The 16237-nt window shown below is 37.3% G+C and carries 11 protein-coding genes and 1 pseudogene; 5 read left to right on the top strand and 7 right to left on the bottom strand.

Annotated elements, in window-relative coordinates:
* Window positions 1-431: 431 nt before the first annotated feature.
* The 3 genes from focA (at window position 432) to pflA (ending at window position 4563) form a co-directional block, all read left to right on the top strand.
* Window positions 432-1289 carry a formate transporter FocA gene (gene focA / locus ACIPUA_RS20210; RefSeq protein ID WP_048606577.1) on the top strand — a complete coding sequence of 286 codons (858 nt, stop codon included), beginning with the start codon at window positions 432-434 and terminating at the stop codon, window positions 1287-1289.
* A gap of 70 nt (window positions 1290-1359) precedes the next feature.
* The gene (gene pflB / locus ACIPUA_RS20215) at window positions 1360-3642 is read left to right on the top strand and encodes a formate C-acetyltransferase (protein ID WP_042846497.1); all 2283 of its coding nucleotides are present in this window, start codon (window positions 1360-1362) and stop codon (window positions 3640-3642) included.
* A 123-nt stretch (window positions 3643-3765) separates the two neighbouring features.
* Entirely contained in the window at window positions 3766-4563 is a 798-nt protein-coding gene (pflA, locus tag ACIPUA_RS20220; RefSeq protein ID WP_164975525.1) for a pyruvate formate lyase 1-activating protein, read from the top strand.
* Between the two features lie 283 nt (window positions 4564-4846).
* Here the strand turns inward: pflA and ACIPUA_RS20225 are convergent, their stop codons facing one another.
* Genes ACIPUA_RS20225 through ACIPUA_RS20240 form a run of 4 tightly spaced genes read right to left on the bottom strand, consistent with a single transcriptional unit; the run spans window position 4847 to window position 9909 of the window.
* Entirely contained in the window at window positions 4847-6007 is a 1161-nt protein-coding gene (locus ACIPUA_RS20225) for a DUF1120 domain-containing protein (RefSeq protein WP_048606574.1), read from the bottom strand.
* Window positions 6008-6017: 10 nt separating this feature from the next.
* Entirely contained in the window at window positions 6018-8384 is a 2367-nt protein-coding gene (locus ACIPUA_RS20230; protein WP_449060082.1) for a fimbria/pilus outer membrane usher protein, read from the bottom strand.
* A gap of 5 nt (window positions 8385-8389) precedes the next feature.
* Window positions 8390-9085: a fimbria/pilus chaperone family protein gene (locus ACIPUA_RS20235; protein WP_042846500.1), complete on the bottom strand. Its 696-nt coding sequence runs from the start codon at window positions 9083-9085 to the stop codon at window positions 8390-8392.
* Between the two features lie 56 nt (window positions 9086-9141).
* Window positions 9142-9909 carry a DUF1120 domain-containing protein gene (locus ACIPUA_RS20240; RefSeq protein WP_042846501.1) on the bottom strand — a complete coding sequence of 256 codons (768 nt, stop codon included), beginning with the start codon at window positions 9907-9909 and terminating at the stop codon, window positions 9142-9144.
* A 542-nt stretch (window positions 9910-10451) separates the two neighbouring features.
* Between ACIPUA_RS20240 and ACIPUA_RS20245 the strand changes: the two are divergent.
* Window positions 10452-10818: pseudogene (locus tag ACIPUA_RS20245) on the top strand (ISNCY family transposase); the annotation flags it as partial.
* A 670-nt stretch (window positions 10819-11488) separates the two neighbouring features.
* The gene (locus ACIPUA_RS20250; protein WP_042846502.1) at window positions 11489-12295 is read left to right on the top strand and encodes a BPSS1780 family membrane protein; all 807 of its coding nucleotides are present in this window, start codon (window positions 11489-11491) and stop codon (window positions 12293-12295) included.
* A 418-nt stretch (window positions 12296-12713) separates the two neighbouring features.
* Here the strand turns inward: ACIPUA_RS20250 and serS are convergent, their stop codons facing one another.
* The 3 genes from serS to lolA form a co-directional block, all read right to left on the bottom strand.
* Window positions 12714-14006, bottom strand: a complete 1293-nt coding sequence (gene serS, locus ACIPUA_RS20255) for a serine--tRNA ligase (RefSeq protein ID WP_042846503.1) — start codon at window positions 14004-14006, stop codon at window positions 12714-12716.
* A gap of 109 nt (window positions 14007-14115) precedes the next feature.
* Entirely contained in the window at window positions 14116-15459 is a 1344-nt protein-coding gene (locus ACIPUA_RS20260; RefSeq protein WP_449060083.1) for a replication-associated recombination protein A, read from the bottom strand.
* Between the two features lie 85 nt (window positions 15460-15544).
* Window positions 15545-16165 carry an outer membrane lipoprotein chaperone LolA gene (gene lolA, locus ACIPUA_RS20265; protein ID WP_042846505.1) on the bottom strand — a complete coding sequence of 207 codons (621 nt, stop codon included), beginning with the start codon at window positions 16163-16165 and terminating at the stop codon, window positions 15545-15547.
* Window positions 16166-16237: the final 72 nt, after the last annotated feature.

The raw sequence follows: 16237 nt of genomic DNA on the forward strand, positions 1-16237 counted from the left end.
AATTTAAAGCATTGGTTGCTTCCATCAAAGATTATTTTCTTATAATTGGCATAATTGTTAGATAAATATTGCTCGTTAATATAACTAACTAAAAAGTGGTATATCAGATTAAAGTTATACAAGTTAGGGGGATATATACACATAAGTTAAATTAAATATTAAACGGATCATATTCATCTTAAATAATTAACATTTGCACGTATTTTTTTACTTAATCATGGCCTTAAGATAGCCTTTATAAAAATATTTTATAAATTTTAAAAAATATTTTTATGTTATTTTTCATTTAGTTACAGTTAATTTTAACATTTAATTAACCATTTTGACCGCTTTCTCTAGAGACTTCATGATCCACATCAAATTTCTCATTTATCCCCTTTGTTACTATTATTGCGTGCTATAATTAATCAACTTTGTAAGAGAGTGTTGGTATGAAAGCTGACAACCCTTTTAATTTACTGCCACCAGCTGTAATGGCGCAAGTCGCAGATGATGCGGCCTTTTATAAGGCGAATAAGCATCCTGCAATTACTTACTTGTCAGCATTCACTGCCGGTATTTTTATCTCTATCGCATTTGTATTTTACATCACTGCAACTACAGGGGCGGCTGAAGCGCCTTATGGTTTTACTAAGCTCATTGGTGGGATTTGTTTCTCCTTGGGTCTGATGCTAGTCGTTGTATGCGGTGCCGACCTTTTCACTTCTACCGTACTCACTATTGTTTCGAAAGCCACAGGCAGGATCACTTGGGGACAAATGTTCCGTAATTGGTTTCATGTCTACATTGGTAACTTAATTGGTGCATTGTTCTTTGTCGCAATTATCTGGTTCGCAGGGCAATATACTGCAGCAAATGGGCTATGGGGTCTTAACGTTTTACAAACCACCAGCCATAAATTACACCATACTTTTGTTGAAGCTGTTGCATTAGGAATTTTAGCAAACTTAATGGTCTGCCTTGCGGTTTGGATGAGTTATTCAGGTCGTAGCTTAACTGATAAACTGGTTGTTCTTGTTCTGCCTGTTGCTATGTTTGTAGCAAGCGGTTTTGAACATAGCATTGCAAATATGTTTATGATCCCATTAGGGATTATGATTAAAGAATTTGCTCCTGCTGAGTATTGGGCTCAAATCAATATGTCACCAGAGCAGTTTTCGCACCTAACAGTCGGAAACTTTATTACAGATAACTTAATTCCAGTCACTATTGGAAATATTATTGGCGGCGCGATTTTAGTCGGCCTCATTTATTGGTTCATGCATTTACGTGGTGGCCAAAAACATTAATAGCCACTGACACACACAAAAAGATTTATTAAGATCCTTAAAAGATCCATTGTTAAAAGGTAAAAGTATCATGTCCGAGTTAAATGAAAAATTCGCTTTAGCATGGCAAGGTTTTAACCAAGGTAACTGGCAGGATAACGTCGATGTACGTGATTTTATCCAGAAAAACTACACTCCATATGAAGGTGATGAATCTTTCTTAGCAGGCTCTACCCCAGCGACTGACGCACTGTGGGATAAAGTCATGGAAGGGATCAAAATCGAAAACCGCACTCACGCGCCAGTTGATTTTGACACAGATGTTGCGTCAACTATCACTTCCCATGATGCTGGTTACATTACTAAAGAATTAGAAAAAATCGTTGGTTTACAAACTGACGCCCCTCTGAAACGTGGTCTTATCCCGTTCGGTGGTATCAAAATGGTTGAAGGCTCATGTAAAGCTTATGACCGCACTTTAGACCCAGAAATCAAAAAAATCTTCACTGAATATCGTAAGACTCACAACCAAGGTGTTTTCGACGTTTACACACCAGACATCTTAAAATGCCGTAAATCAGGTATCTTAACAGGTCTACCGGATGCATATGGCCGTGGTCGTATCATCGGTGACTACCGTCGCGTTGCACTGTACGGTATTGATTTCCTGATGAAAGACAAATTTAACCAATTCACCTCTTTGCAAGAAAGATTAGAAAAAGGTGAAGACCTGCAAATGACTATCCAACTGCGCGAAGAAATTGCTGAACAGCACCGCGCATTGGGTCAAATGAAAGAAATGGCTGCAAAATACGGTTACGATATTTCTGCACCAGCAACAAATGCACAAGAAGCTGTACAGTGGACTTACTTCGGTTACTTAGCCGCAGTGAAATCACAAAATGGTGCAGCAATGTCATTTGGTCGTGTTTCAACGTTCTTAGACGTTTATATCCAACGTGATATCGAAGCAGGTAAACTGACTGAACAACAAGCGCAAGAACTGATTGACCACTTAGTCATGAAACTGCGTATGGTACGTTTCTTACGTACACCTGAATACGATGAGCTATTCTCTGGTGACCCAATTTGGGCAACAGAATCATTAGCGGGTATGGGTCTTGATGGCCGTACTTTAGTCACCAAAAATACGTTCCGCTTCCTGAACACACTGTATACCATGGGCCCATCTCCAGAGCCTAACATGACTATTTTGTGGTCAGAAAAACTGCCATTGAATTTCAAAAAATATGCGGCAAAAGTCTCTATCGATACTTCATCAGTTCAATATGAAAACGACGACCTGATGCGTCCAGATTTCAACAACGATGACTACGCTATTGCATGTTGTGTTAGCCCAATGATTGTTGGTAAACAAATGCAGTTCTTCGGTGCTCGTGCTAACTTAGCGAAAACCATGCTGTATACCATCAATGGTGGTATCGATGAAAAACTGAAAATGCAAGTTGGTCCTAAACATGCGCCAATCATGGACGAAGTCCTTGACTTCGATACTGTGATGAATCAAATGGATGGCTTTATGGACTGGTTAGCAACTCAGTACGTCACTGCACTGAACTGCATCCACTTCATGCACGACAAATACAGCTATGAAGCTTCTCTAATGGCGCTGCATGACCGTGATGTCTATCGTACAATGGCATGTGGTATTGCGGGTCTGTCTGTTGCAGCTGACTCACTGTCTGCGATTAAGTATGCCAAAGTTAAACCAATTCGTGATGAAGACGGTATTGCAATCGACTTTGAAATCGAAGGCGAGTATCCACAATTCGGTAATAACGATTCTCGTGTAGATGATATCGCGTGTGACTTAGTTGAACGTTTCATGAAGAAAATTCAGAAACTACCTACTTATCGTAACGCAGTACCAACTCAGTCAATCTTAACTATCACATCTAACGTTGTGTATGGTAAGAAAACAGGTAATACCCCTGATGGTCGTCGAGCAGGTGCTCCGTTTGGCCCAGGTGCAAACCCTATGCACGGCCGTGACCAAAAAGGTGCGGTTGCATCGTTAACTTCTGTTGCTAAACTGCCATTTGCTTACGCGAAAGACGGTATTTCTTATACTTTCTCTATCGTACCAAATGCATTAGGTAAAGATGACGATGTTCGTAAAACTAACTTAGCAGGTCTGATGGATGGTTACTTCCACCATGAAGCGTCTATCGAAGGCGGTCAGCACCTGAACGTTAACGTTATGAACCGTGAAATGCTGTTAGATGCAATGGAAAACCCAGAAAAATACCCACAACTGACTATCCGTGTATCTGGTTACGCAGTGCGTTTCAACTCACTGACTAAAGAACAACAGCAAGACGTTATTACTCGTACTTTCACCAGTACAATGTAATAATTAGCTTATTAAAATAAAGTAAATTAAAGGCCCCGTTTTATGGGGTCTTTTTATCTATACCAGCAACGATATTTTTCTCTCTAAAGTTTGCGGTATGACGGATATTTTGGAGTGCCTGCTATGTCTATCGATGATACTAAAACTAAAACAATAGCGACAACTAATGTGACAGAAACCCCTGCCGTACTTGGCCGTATTCACTCTTTTGAATCATGCGGTACCGTCGATGGTCCGGGGATCCGCTTTATTGTCTTTTTCCAAGGCTGCCTAATGCGCTGTCTGTATTGTCATAACCGCGATACATGGGATACCCACGGCGGTCAAATTGTGACTGTCGATGAACTAATGAAAGAAGCAGTTACCTATCGCCACTTTATGAATGCAACCGGTGGTGGTGTTACCGCATCCGGTGGCGAGGCAATTTTGCAGGCAGAATTTGTCCGCGATTGGTTCCGCGCCTGTAAAAAAGAAAATATCCATACTTGCTTAGATACGAATGGCTTTGTGCGCCGTTATGACCCTGTTATTGATGAACTAATGGATGTTACTGATTTAGTCATGCTCGATTTAAAACAAATCAATGATGATATCCACCAAAAATTAGTGGGTGTATCCAACCAGCGTACACTTGAATTCGCTCGCTATCTGGCTAAACGTAATCAAAAAACATGGGTTCGCTATGTCGTTGTGCCAGGTTGGAGTGATGATGACCACTCAGTGCATCTGCTAGGTGAGTTTACTAAAGATATGAGTAATATCGAAAAAATCGAGTTATTACCTTACCATGAGCTGGGTAAACACAAGTGGGAAACTATGGGTGAAGAATATAAACTTGATGGGGTGAGACCACCAACAAAAGAAGTCATGGAGCGTGTTAAAAGTATTCTCGAAAGCTATGGCCATAAAGTGATGTATTAATACTCGTTGGGGCTTGAAATAAAGCCCCCCTTACCTTAGCGTATTGCAACTGGCTCTGTTAGTTGGGGTTGGTTTTATCAAGCAATACGCAGGTATAAAACAATTTATCCGATGCAAGTTTCCATTTCCGTATATTGTTTTTGAATTAATAACGAATATTTGGAATTGGTAATCAAACATAGAAAATGCTGTTTTACGTACCGTTCAAATACTGCAAAAACAGACCAACCGAGAATAAATCTGCGACTATGTGTTGATGCGACGTAGCCAGCCTCCCTTAAATCTACAAATAGCATAATTCAATGATAGAGCGGCCTTTGAATTTAATTTCTTTATTAACAGTTAGTAAAGAAGCTTTATTAATAAAAGCTTGAACTTTTATTGTGCCTTTTATATTAGAAAAAAGAGCAGGTTGCAAACTCCCTAATTTTGCCCAAGATATGATTTTATTTGAAGAATCATTAGGTAATAAATCACCATTCGCATGTTGCCAAATGATATTTTGGTCTCCACAAGATGCATTACCTGATATTGGCTGCACTCTCTCTGCCTTATTATCTACATATAAAGAACCTAAATCTAACGCTATCGCATATCCACCAATAGGAACACCTTCCTGAGTATTACCTAATCCCCCTGCCATCATATTGTTATTTAATAACTGAACAGGAGGAACTCCATAACCGCTAACACCTTCTTGTTTATTTGGCGCAAGTGAACGTTCAATTTGATTAAAAGTTTGGAGTGCTATAGCAGTTTTCCCCGAATCACATTGTACAGTGAAGTTAATATTTTTTTCGGGTAATATTGTATAAGAATAATTACTTAACTCATTTCTATTTATAGCACCATAGTCAATTGAGGTAGAATCAACAATAAGATTACATGCTGTTGTCATTTCTGAATAGCTAATACTTAAACTTGTACTTCCACCCAACGTTTTTAACGGTATTTTGTTCCTAACAACAACACCTTTTTTACTCAATGAATTAATTTTTAAATCAACAAGTAAATTGAAGGAAAATACTTTTCCTTTTTCACCCTGTGCGGGTTGAATACGTAGATTGGGATGAATTTTAACATCTTTTTGTGATGAGTTGATTCTATTTGAGCTATTTAATTCAATAGCATCGATTAAAATAGGTTTCCCATCAAGCATCGGATTATTTACATTTAAAATAGCTTCAGATGTATTATTTGAAAAGGTATTGCTAATCGTAGAAAAATCAATATATGGGGTAGTTTCTTCACTGCACTCTACTACTACAGGAACAATCCGATTCCCCGCATATACCACACCATTTTGTTTTTTTGTATTAAAATCAGCTAAGGTATCATAGTTAACCTCATCTGTTCCCAAGTTGATGTTACATGTCCCATGACCATCTGATGCAAATGCACTAAAAGATAGGCAAGTTAGTAGCCCTGCAATTAATTTTATCATTCTAAAGCCTTTAGTTAGCCATAAAGCAAATAGGGTTTATTATTGTAAACAATTCAGTTTTCGAAATACCAACATCACTAGTGAGATTAATAGTGCATTTTTTATTATTGCCTACGTCAACAAAATAACTTGTCGGCAAGGATAGATTATCGATAATAATTCGCCCAGCATTGTCAGTTATGGTTAATAAATCACCGTTTTTATCATATACTTTTAAATTTTTAGAAAGTTTCTTCCCATTAAATGATGGAGTTAAAATAGCACGGTTAACTTGATTAATGTAGAAATTAACCAAGGGAACACTTCCATTAGCAGGTTGAAATTCTATAATCCCATAGGGAGCATTCATATTTTTAGGTAATTTTCGGTAGTCTATCTTAGCATAATTAGTTCTATAACTATCTATACTTGGTATTACCGCGTAACCTTTACTATTAGTCATCACTGTTCCTGATGAAGATTGTATTGGAATATTTTCTTGGTTTTCTGTTTTTGCTATAGCAAATGTATTCGCTATTCTTTTCGATGAAAAAATGAGTTCATTATCAAAATAAACCATGCCGCCGGATAACGACCCATAGTAACTACTGGTATTATTACCTTTACTAATATTACCCGAAAGTAAAGTGACCGGTGTAGTATAATTCATATTCAATGAGACATTTTGATTACTTGGTTCTGTATTTTTATTCGCACTAATCGAATAACTTAAGTTATCATAATTATGGTTGCTATATCGCGTTCCGTAACTTTTGTTATTGTCATACTGATTCATCCAACTCGATAAATTTTGCCTATCCCCTAACGAAATATCGACATTTAAATAAATAGTGTTATCATTTGTGTGGTTATATAACCTTCTCTCATATCCTAAATAAACATTATATTTATTTGCATATAAGTTGTTCCAATTAGCATTATAATAATTAATCGTTCTGTCACCAAGAGAACGGTTCCAACTTAATGAAAATGACCCTAAGCTATTGAAATGTGTATTTACACCAATACCATATTGAGTTTCACTGCTGTTTACATGATTTGAATACATTATTGTATCGTAATCATTCAATGTTTCGTTAAAGTCTTTGTATTCTTTACTTCTATATAAAGAGTTCGCCGCTAAATTAGTATTCGCGATAACTGGATAATTATAACTTAATGTATAATACTCACCGTATTTGTTGTCCATATCTTTAGATATATTAGTTGTTATAGTTGCTAGTGATAAATTCGGAAATTCATAAGTATTACTGAGCCCCACACCTTGGTAATCTTTTGATGCAAGCCCCCCGACAACAACCAACATATCTGGACGTAGATTAAACCCTTTACTGACATTCATAACATAAGGCTTTTTATCTGCTTTATTTTGGTTAACTTTACCTAAGCCAAATGTTATATCTTTATTGATACTATTTGAGGCTAATATAAATGAACTAGCAGGAACGATAAATGTACTTTCTTTATTACTTTGGTTTATAACCGTTACTGATAAATCCAACCGATTATTTAATAGCGGGAGGTTTTCTAATGTATAAGGGCCTTCTGGGACAGTTGTTGTATAAATTAAAATTCCCGCTTGCCTTACTTCAATCACAGAACGTTCAAATGCGATACCATTGACGATACCACCGCCTTGAGATGAGCTATCTAATGCCAATTCCGGAACTAACTGAAAGCCAATAACTTGCCCAGAGCTAAAAAACGAATTCGATAAATTAATCTGGCCAACCTGCAAGTTTTTTTTAAGAGGTTCTAATGTTTTCTCTGCATATAAGGTTTGATGATCAAAACTCGTTTCGCCATTAAAATACGTATATGTTTGGTCGCTTCTCACAATCCAATTGTATACATTGAATCCTAATGTAAGATTTGAATTAAAAAATGACTGAGAAGCAAAATCACTTTTAGTAGAAAAATATTTTATATCATAATTGAAAACGCCTGATTTCCCTGTGTGAAGCCAATCATTTGTTGATTTATTTTTTAACAGTGATGGCGATGCGTAGATATTGACGCGTAAATCACCAGGTATCAGTTCTACCTCTAAATTATCGTAGTCCTTTATTGTTGGACACGTTGAATTAATTTTGGATAGTTCGATATTTGTAGTATTAATAAACTTAGTATCAAGACAAAGCTCTCCTTGAGAGTTAAATAAAAAAGAACTCTGACCAATATATTTATCATTTAAAAACACACTAACGATATTTTCGCCTTGAGGAAAATGAGCCTTTTCACTATATAACTTTGCAATATCACTAGGTATTCCTTTGTGTTTTAGTGCATCTTGGTCGAAGACTACTTCTTTCGCATAGGAAGAAGTAGTCACAAATAGCAAAATTGCAACAATTTTATTCTTTTTTTTTCTAGTCATTTTTACTAGTTATTTAACTTGATAGAATATTTTTGCGTGGTTGAATACCCCCATTGAGTAAATGGTTGTATAGTAACCCCATCAATCAGTGTCGGCGAACGTTGAGATGTAGTTAACTCTATAGATTGATTAGGTAAAATATAATTAGATGGTAACACCCACTCAATATTCCCAGGCTTACTCAATACACTATTGCTTAATCTTACGATATAAGGGCTAGGGTTAGTTACGATTAACGTATTTTTTTCATACTTCCATTTTAACAATTCCCAAGGAGTATCATTTTCAGGCAAATTTTTGGGTTTTATAATAAGAGGAAGATTTTGTCGAATAGTAAATTTGATCTGTTCAGCATCAGGATCTGCTTGTGGCGGGATGCCTTCAAAAATAACTCTCATTAATACTTCATGCTTTAAATCAGAATTACTTGTGAGCATAAAGCGTATTAATTGCTTAGCTTTAGGCTCAACTCGAATAAGTTGAGGAGTAGCAATAACCAGATCTTGGTATTCAGGATCGACATTTACTAATTCTGTTGTTAATAGAACAGGATAGTTGTCTGTATTAGTCACAACAATCTCACCATCTTGACTTTTTTCATTAACAACAACGACTGACGTAGCAGGTAATATACCTGCTGCAATTGATAGCTGTGGGATTAGTAATACAATTATAAGTAATAAATATGTTTTTATTTTCATTTTAGTTGCGTCATTTTATTATAAGGTAACTAAATTAATTTAGTTACCTACAAATTTTAGATATAATTTAATTCAATTGTTGATAAACCATCGAGTAAAACAGGTTTTGATTTACCGACTGTAGCTGCCTCTTCACTTACATAAGCTTGAACCTGTAAAACTCCATCATAAATACTCGCTTCAATAGGCGTTGTTTCATTTGCTTTCGCAAAAGAAGTTTGTAAATCCATATTATTTGAGAATAGGTTTCCGCCCGAAACTTTCCAAGCTTTGCTTTGAGTATTATAGTAAATATTCTGAACTTCACTACCTGAAATAGTTGTTAGCTGATTATTGCTATCCAATGTACTCACATTCAAGCTATTCGCTTTGTAACGAACAATATACCCGCCAATATTTATACCTGTAGAGGTTTTACCTAATCCAGCTACACCATTTGAGCTATTTCCCGCACCAATATCTAATAATTTAATAGGAAGTGCAGCAAATCCTCGAGAATTCTCAGTTGCGCCAGCAACTGTACCAACTCGTTTACTAGATGCAGATAATTTAACAGGAGCATTAGCTGAACAACGAATTGTAAAACTGGTTTCCTGTATTGGTAAGGCGGCAAATTTGCCACCAAAGGCACCATCTACAAATGTTAATGTATCAAGATCAATCAAACCATAATCAATATTACCACCACCAGCAATATCTAATTCACAAGCTGCAGGGTCAATTCGACCTGTAACGCTAATATCTATAGAACCAACGCTAGCCGCTGAGGCTGTAAATGAGCATATCATTGCTGACGAAATGAGGATTGGTAATAGCTTTTTCATACTTGTTTTCCATATAATTTATTAGTTTGGCTTATATCTTATGTTTTATCCCAAAAAAGAGTAGAGAAATAATGTTCTATTTTGTAAAATTTAACTACATATTAATAATATTATAGACCTTGCTATACGCAGAATAAAACACCAACAATTTCAGATTAAATACGATAACTTATTACTTTGGCATTCTCAATATGACACACTCTATGATTTAAATTAACATCATTAACAAAATAGCATCATTTTATGACTAAGTTTTTAATGATGTTAATAATGATGTTAGTAACATTTTGTTTCATTCAATACCCCAACTGCTAACTAATAGTTAAAAATAATAACTAATTTATCGTGCTAATATTTTAATATGGGAGAGTTCATAATTTAATTTACTACTCATAATACAATAATATAATTTTACGCTTGGGTTTTGCATAATGTTAACAATCTTATATTTAAGCAAATCAAGGTATTGAATACTCACCCTCTATTTCTTAGATTAGTGTTTTATTGGTACTGAAAAGCGCTATCTCAACTATAGCAATCGCTGGTTTAAAGGTCGTGCTCTAGTCTAGAGCAGCTCTAATTTATGTTGATGATGCGACAAGTTCACTGATGTAACTGAGATTTGTTAAATATGGAGCCACTTTTAGTTATTTTGAAGCAACTACAGTGATATAGAAAAGCATGACAACCTCCTTTCGTGATACAGAAACAAAGCAAGCATTTTTCAGATCAATAATAAAAATATAACTAAAGGCGATGAGCACACTGAATTTGGAAGAACGATGCGCGACTTAATATCCAAACCATTTGTATTCAGACTAGCTCAGATAAAGATCGTGTCGAAGTGCTCATTTAACCCTTCACGACTGGCTAGTCAAAGAGTTCAGGCATAAAGGTATCAGTTGTATGGGAGAATTGATATTTTCCCAATAGAACAACCTCCACAGCTGTACCATAAAAAACATACCCAATATGCTAGGTACTGGCTTTATACCTATACTCCCACTTCACCACACAGGTACATATCTTGACTTAGTTTTCCTACTAATTTTGATTAGTACAAACCCTACGTTCAACAATATAGTGCGATTAACCCGAAAAAATTAATATAAATACCTTATTTCAATATACCGATTACGTTCCTTTTAAATAAAGGAATTACAACGTATGTTTCTACTGAAAGAAATTAAACCATCAGATATCTGCCCAATATCGAGTATTAGTTTATAAAAATTACCAATATTAACCATGTTGTTTTCATGGGTAATGTATTTCAATTAAGAATGATTTAATGCTATATTAATGTGTTATAAAAACAAAAAACAGTATTTTATACCAACTTAAAAAGCCAATTGTTTGTTGTCATTGATAAAATATTGTCTATTTGGATTTTTTAACAAAATACTTTTTATTGAAAAAATAATTAAACATAAATACCTTACCAGAATTGTCTGCTTTATAATGTACTCACTTATCTGCATACTACTGCCAATAAGTAACAAGAGTGACATAAACTCAAAACACTTATCTATAATAATATATTGCTAACTCACTACGAAAAATAGGTTCCTTTTTTATCATGAATAATGAAAACTTTAGTGCAGATAACAACCCTGCACCTACAATTGACCCACAAAATCAAACTGATACTTTTGTTTTCCATGCTGAGCCTCGCGCGGTAGATGCTGGTGAAGGGGTTAACTGGATCAGCCAATCATGGTCTCTCGTTAAAGAGAAACTGGGTATGTGGATCTTGATTAACATCGTACTATTTGCATTAATCTTTATCATTTCGATGATCCCTTTCCTTAATTTACTGATTACCTTTATTACTCCTATTTTTATTGGCGGTATTATTGCAATCTGTGAAAACCAGCGTAAAACAGGTCAAGCTGAAATTGGCTTACTATTCGCCGGTTTCCAAAATAAATTCGGTACCCTATTTGCCGTTGGTGCAATCAACTTTGCCGCTAACTTAGTGGGTATGATCATCGCCTTTATTATTGGTGGTTCCGCTATGTTTGGTTTATTGATGGAAAGCAACCAATATGGCTCACCATCTGATGCTGCAATCCTTGCGTCTTCAGGTACATTCTTCTTTGCAATCATTATTATGGCTGTTGCTGCATTAGTCGGTACCGCATTAACTTGGTTTGCACCTGCACTGGTAATGAACCATAACTTTACTGTTGGCGCTGCAATTTCTGCCAGCTTACAAGCTGTTAAGAAAAACATCCTGCCAGGTATTCTGTTCTTTATCGTTATTTCAATCCTAATGATAATCTCAGTTATTCCTTTAGGTTTAGGTCTGTTAGTTTCTATGCCAATTATGTATGCTTGTTATTACAGCAGCTACCGTAGCCTGTTTTTCTCCCAAGTAAAATAAGCCAAGGTATGATGATTTAGCGATTTTGCTAAATCATTAAATCTAAAAAAGGAAAGCATTTGCTTTCCTTTTTACTATCCCCTACAAATCCACATATATTCCTTTAAATAATAATTTTCTTCCTCCTTTTTTAAATTAGAGTTGTTTTCCATTTATTTCGATATCACTGATTTGCAACTGTGTTAATGTCGCTAATGCAGGAAGCATCAGCCATGGAGAGGAACTAACTTATCTTACATTGCAATCTGTAGGTGAATGAATGGGTGGGTTAGAAAATGAATTAAATATTGGCATATTTAGTCATTCAGTGAAAGGGGGCTCAGGTTTAACCTGAAGATACTTATTCAGAACACGTTAAATTTACAAAAAAAACGCGACCACTATGAGCCGCGTTTAACTTTTGAAAGAATAACGGAAATTAACCGATATATTCTAGGCCTTTCATATATGGGCGTAATACTTCTGGAACTTCAATACGGCCATCTGCTAATTGGTAGTTTTCTAAAATCGCCACCAATGTACGACCAACGGCTAAACCAGAACCATTTAGCGTATGAACTAGTTGAGTTTTCTTATCACTCTTACCACGGAAACGCGCTTGCATACGACGTGCTTGGAAATCCCACATGTTTGAACAAGAAGAAATCTCACGGTATGTATTTTGAGCTGGTAACCATACTTCTAAGTCGTAAGTTTTGCGTGAACCGAAACCAATATCACCAGTACATAAAATCACTTTACGGTAAGGTAAGTTCAATAATTGCAGAACCTTCTCAGCGTGACCTGTTAGCTCTTCCAGTGCATCCATCGATTTTTCAGGGTGAACTATTTGTACAAGCTCAACTTTGTCGAACTGGTGCATACGGATAAGACCACGAGTATCCCGACCATATGAACCCGCTTCAGAACGGAAACAAGGTGTATGTGCAGTCATTTTTAGCGGAAGATCATTTTCATCTAAAATTTCATCCCGTACTAAGTTAGTAACAGGGACTTCTGCTGTTGGGATCAACGCATAAGTGCTGCTGTCTGCTTCTTCTTCCAACGGTTTGGTATGGAATAAATCTTCACCAAACTTTGGTAATTGGCCGGTACCGTACAGCGTATCATGATTGACCAAATACGGAACATATAGCTCTTGATAACCATGCTGCTCTGTATGTAAATCCAACATAAATTGGGCTAACGCACGGTGCATACGGGCTATTTGCCCTTTCATCACCACGAAGCGTGCACCGGTCAGTTTTACCGCAGCAGGGAAGTCTAGGCCCCCTGTTAATTCGCCTAGGCTAACGTGATCTTTAACTTCAAAATCATATTCACGAGGTTTACCCCAACGCGCAACCTCGACATTGTCGGAATCATCTTTGCCATCAGGAACTTGGTCATCAGGAATATTCGGGATACTCAATGCAATATCACGGATTTCTTGTTGCAGCTTGTCTAATTCTGCCTTAGCAGAATCCAATTTTTCGCCTAATAAGTTAACTTCTTGACGTAATGGCTCAATATCTTCACCACGTGCCTTAGCCGCACCGATAGTTTTCGATCGCGAGTTACGGTCTGCTTGCAGGGTTTCAGTTTCAACTTGTAAAACTTTGCGGCGTTCTTCTAATTCACGCAGCTTTTCCACATCAAGGGTAAAACCCCTGCGAGCCAGTTTTTCAGCAACCGCGTCTAGCTCCGTACGCAGTAAATTTGGATCGAGCATGCTTATCCTGTGATAATTGTTAGTTATTGATGGTACTTAATATAACGCATTCCAGCGTTATAAATAAAAGTATAGTAATTGGCTATATAACCTTACCGCATTGCCCAGTTTAGCGATAGCGTTTTATGGCACTATTTTGATCCTGTTGGGCTAACCAGTCTAATTTTTCAGCAAACTTGCTCTCTTGCCCTCGTTTTTCAGGGTAATAATAACGCGTTGCCTGCATTGGCTCAGGAAAGTAGTTTTCCCCAGCAGCGTAAGCATTAGGCTCATCATGAGCATAACGATACCCTTTCCCTGCCCCCATTTCTTTTAACAACTTAGTTGGGGCGTTGCGTAAATGCTCAGGGACGTCGTAGTCGGGCTGCATTTGAGCATCTTTAATAGCTGCTTTATATGCGGTGTAGACAGCATTACTTTTTGGAGCACAGGCAAGGTAAATAATCGCTTGGGCAATTGCACGCTCACCTTCTGCGGGCCCCACTCGGGTAAAACAATCCCATGCAGAAATGACCACTTGCATAGCCCGAGGGTCGGCATTCCCGACATCTTCAGAAGCTATTGCTAACAAGCGGCGTGCGACATAAAGTGGATCTCCCCCCGCCGTAATGATCCTTGCATACCAATAGAGCGCGGCGTCAGGGGCCGAGCCTCTTACTGACTTATGCAATGCAGAAATTAAATCGTAATAACGGTCACCTTTATTATCGAAGCGTGCAGTACGTTCACCACTGACTTCTTTCAGTAAGTCAGCGGTCAAAATACGTTGGCCTTGGCTATCGGCTTCAGCCATATCGGCCATCATTTCCAATAAATTCAATGAGCGCCGAGCATCGCCATTAACTAACTGTGCAATAATTTTACGTGTACTGTCAGGTAGAAGAATATTTTGCCCACCTAGCCCTCTTTCTGTATCAGCTAAGGCTTGTAACAATACTAGCTCAATATCCGCTTCTTCCAGTGACTTAAGTAAATAAACCCTTGCGCGCGAAAGTAGTGCAGAATTCAACTCAAATGAAGGGTTCTCTGTTGTCGCCCCAATGAATGTGATAGTGCCATCTTCGATATGAGGTAAAAAAGCATCTTGCTGGCTTTTATTAAAACGATGAACTTCATCCACAAATAAAATTGTTCTGCGGCCTGCGCTACGGTTTTGGCGTGCTTTTTCTATTGACTCACGGATTTCTTTAACACCTGAGGTAACAGCAGAAATACGCTCTATGTCAGCCTGAGCATAATGGCCAATCACTTCAGCAAGAGTCGTTTTACCTGTCCCCGGTGGCCCCCATAAAATCATGGAGTGCAAATGCCCTGCTTTAATAGCGCGTGGTAATGGTTTCCCCTCCGCTAACAAATGCTTTTGGCCAATGTATTGCTCAAGGGTTTCAGGCCGCATTCTTGCTGCTAAAGGTTGGAATTCATTCTGCGAAAAATCGAGAGACAGGTTACCCACGAGATCCTCTTTTTTACGTCTTAAAAATAAAGAAGTGCAAATCACCAGGCCATTAAAACCTGATGATTATTGTCGTTACTATTGGTTATTTTGCATTCGGTCGCTGGTCATCTAAGGTCACCCCTTTAGGCATCGTAAATTTGAATTTACTTGCATCAACAGGACCATTTTTTTGTTCTTTTAACTGATAAGCACTGACTTGCCCATCCTGTTCCACTGCCGAAAATTTTTCAATTGTCCCCTCTGGTGAGACTGTGATTGAAAAGCGTTTCAAGGTGCCATTAGTTTGCTTTGGTTTTAAATCAAACGTGTTACCTTGCTGAATAATTGAATACTGCTTCCAATCTTTAGGATCATTACGAGTGATTAATAAAAATGGCGTGTCTTGTGTGGCATCGGCCAAATTAGTTACCGTAACTTGTTCAACAAAAGGGTTATAAAACCACAAGTTTTTGCCGTCCGAGACTAATACACTTTCATCAGGTGATGTCATATTCCAATTGAATAAATTCGGGCGTTCAAGCCATAAATCCCCAACACCTTCTTGAACAAGATCCCCTTCAGGGCTAGTCACCTTCTGTGAAAAACTGGCTTGGAAGCTATTGACCTTGTTCAGACGAGCTTGTAGGTCTTGGCTGGCGTCGGCCAGTACTTGGCCGATATGTAAACTGAAGGCGAGTACGCCTAATAACATCATTTTTTTCATCGAACAATGACCTTAAGTTATGACCCTAAGAGGTGTGATAACGTTATACACCCCTAAAATTAAACCAACAAT

The sequence above is a fragment of the Providencia sp. AGC89 genome (assembly GCF_053543535.1).

Excerpts from the sequence above, each read along its gene's own strand:
- lolA (WP_042846505.1), bottom strand. The coding sequence starts at position 16,165 with ATGAAAAAAATGATGTTATTAGGCGTACTCGCCTTCAGTTTACATATC.
- pflA (WP_164975525.1), top strand. The coding sequence starts at position 3,766 with ATGTCTATCGATGATACTAAAACTAAAACAATAGCGACAACTAATGTG.
- pflB (WP_042846497.1), top strand. The coding sequence starts at position 1,360 with ATGTCCGAGTTAAATGAAAAATTCGCTTTAGCATGGCAAGGTTTTAAC.
- ACIPUA_RS20225 (WP_048606574.1), bottom strand. The coding sequence starts at position 6,007 with ATGATAAAATTAATTGCAGGGCTACTAACTTGCCTATCTTTTAGTGCA.
- focA (WP_048606577.1), top strand. The coding sequence starts at position 432 with ATGAAAGCTGACAACCCTTTTAATTTACTGCCACCAGCTGTAATGGCG.
- ACIPUA_RS20230 (WP_449060082.1), bottom strand. The coding sequence starts at position 8,384 with ATGACTAGAAAAAAAAAGAATAAAATTGTTGCAATTTTGCTATTTGTG.
- ACIPUA_RS20235 (WP_042846500.1), bottom strand. The coding sequence starts at position 9,085 with ATGAAAATAAAAACATATTTATTACTTATAATTGTATTACTAATCCCA.
- serS (WP_042846503.1), bottom strand. The coding sequence starts at position 14,006 with ATGCTCGATCCAAATTTACTGCGTACGGAGCTAGACGCGGTTGCTGAA.
- ACIPUA_RS20250 (WP_042846502.1), top strand. The coding sequence starts at position 11,489 with ATGAATAATGAAAACTTTAGTGCAGATAACAACCCTGCACCTACAATT.
- ACIPUA_RS20240 (WP_042846501.1), bottom strand. The coding sequence starts at position 9,909 with ATGAAAAAGCTATTACCAATCCTCATTTCGTCAGCAATGATATGCTCA.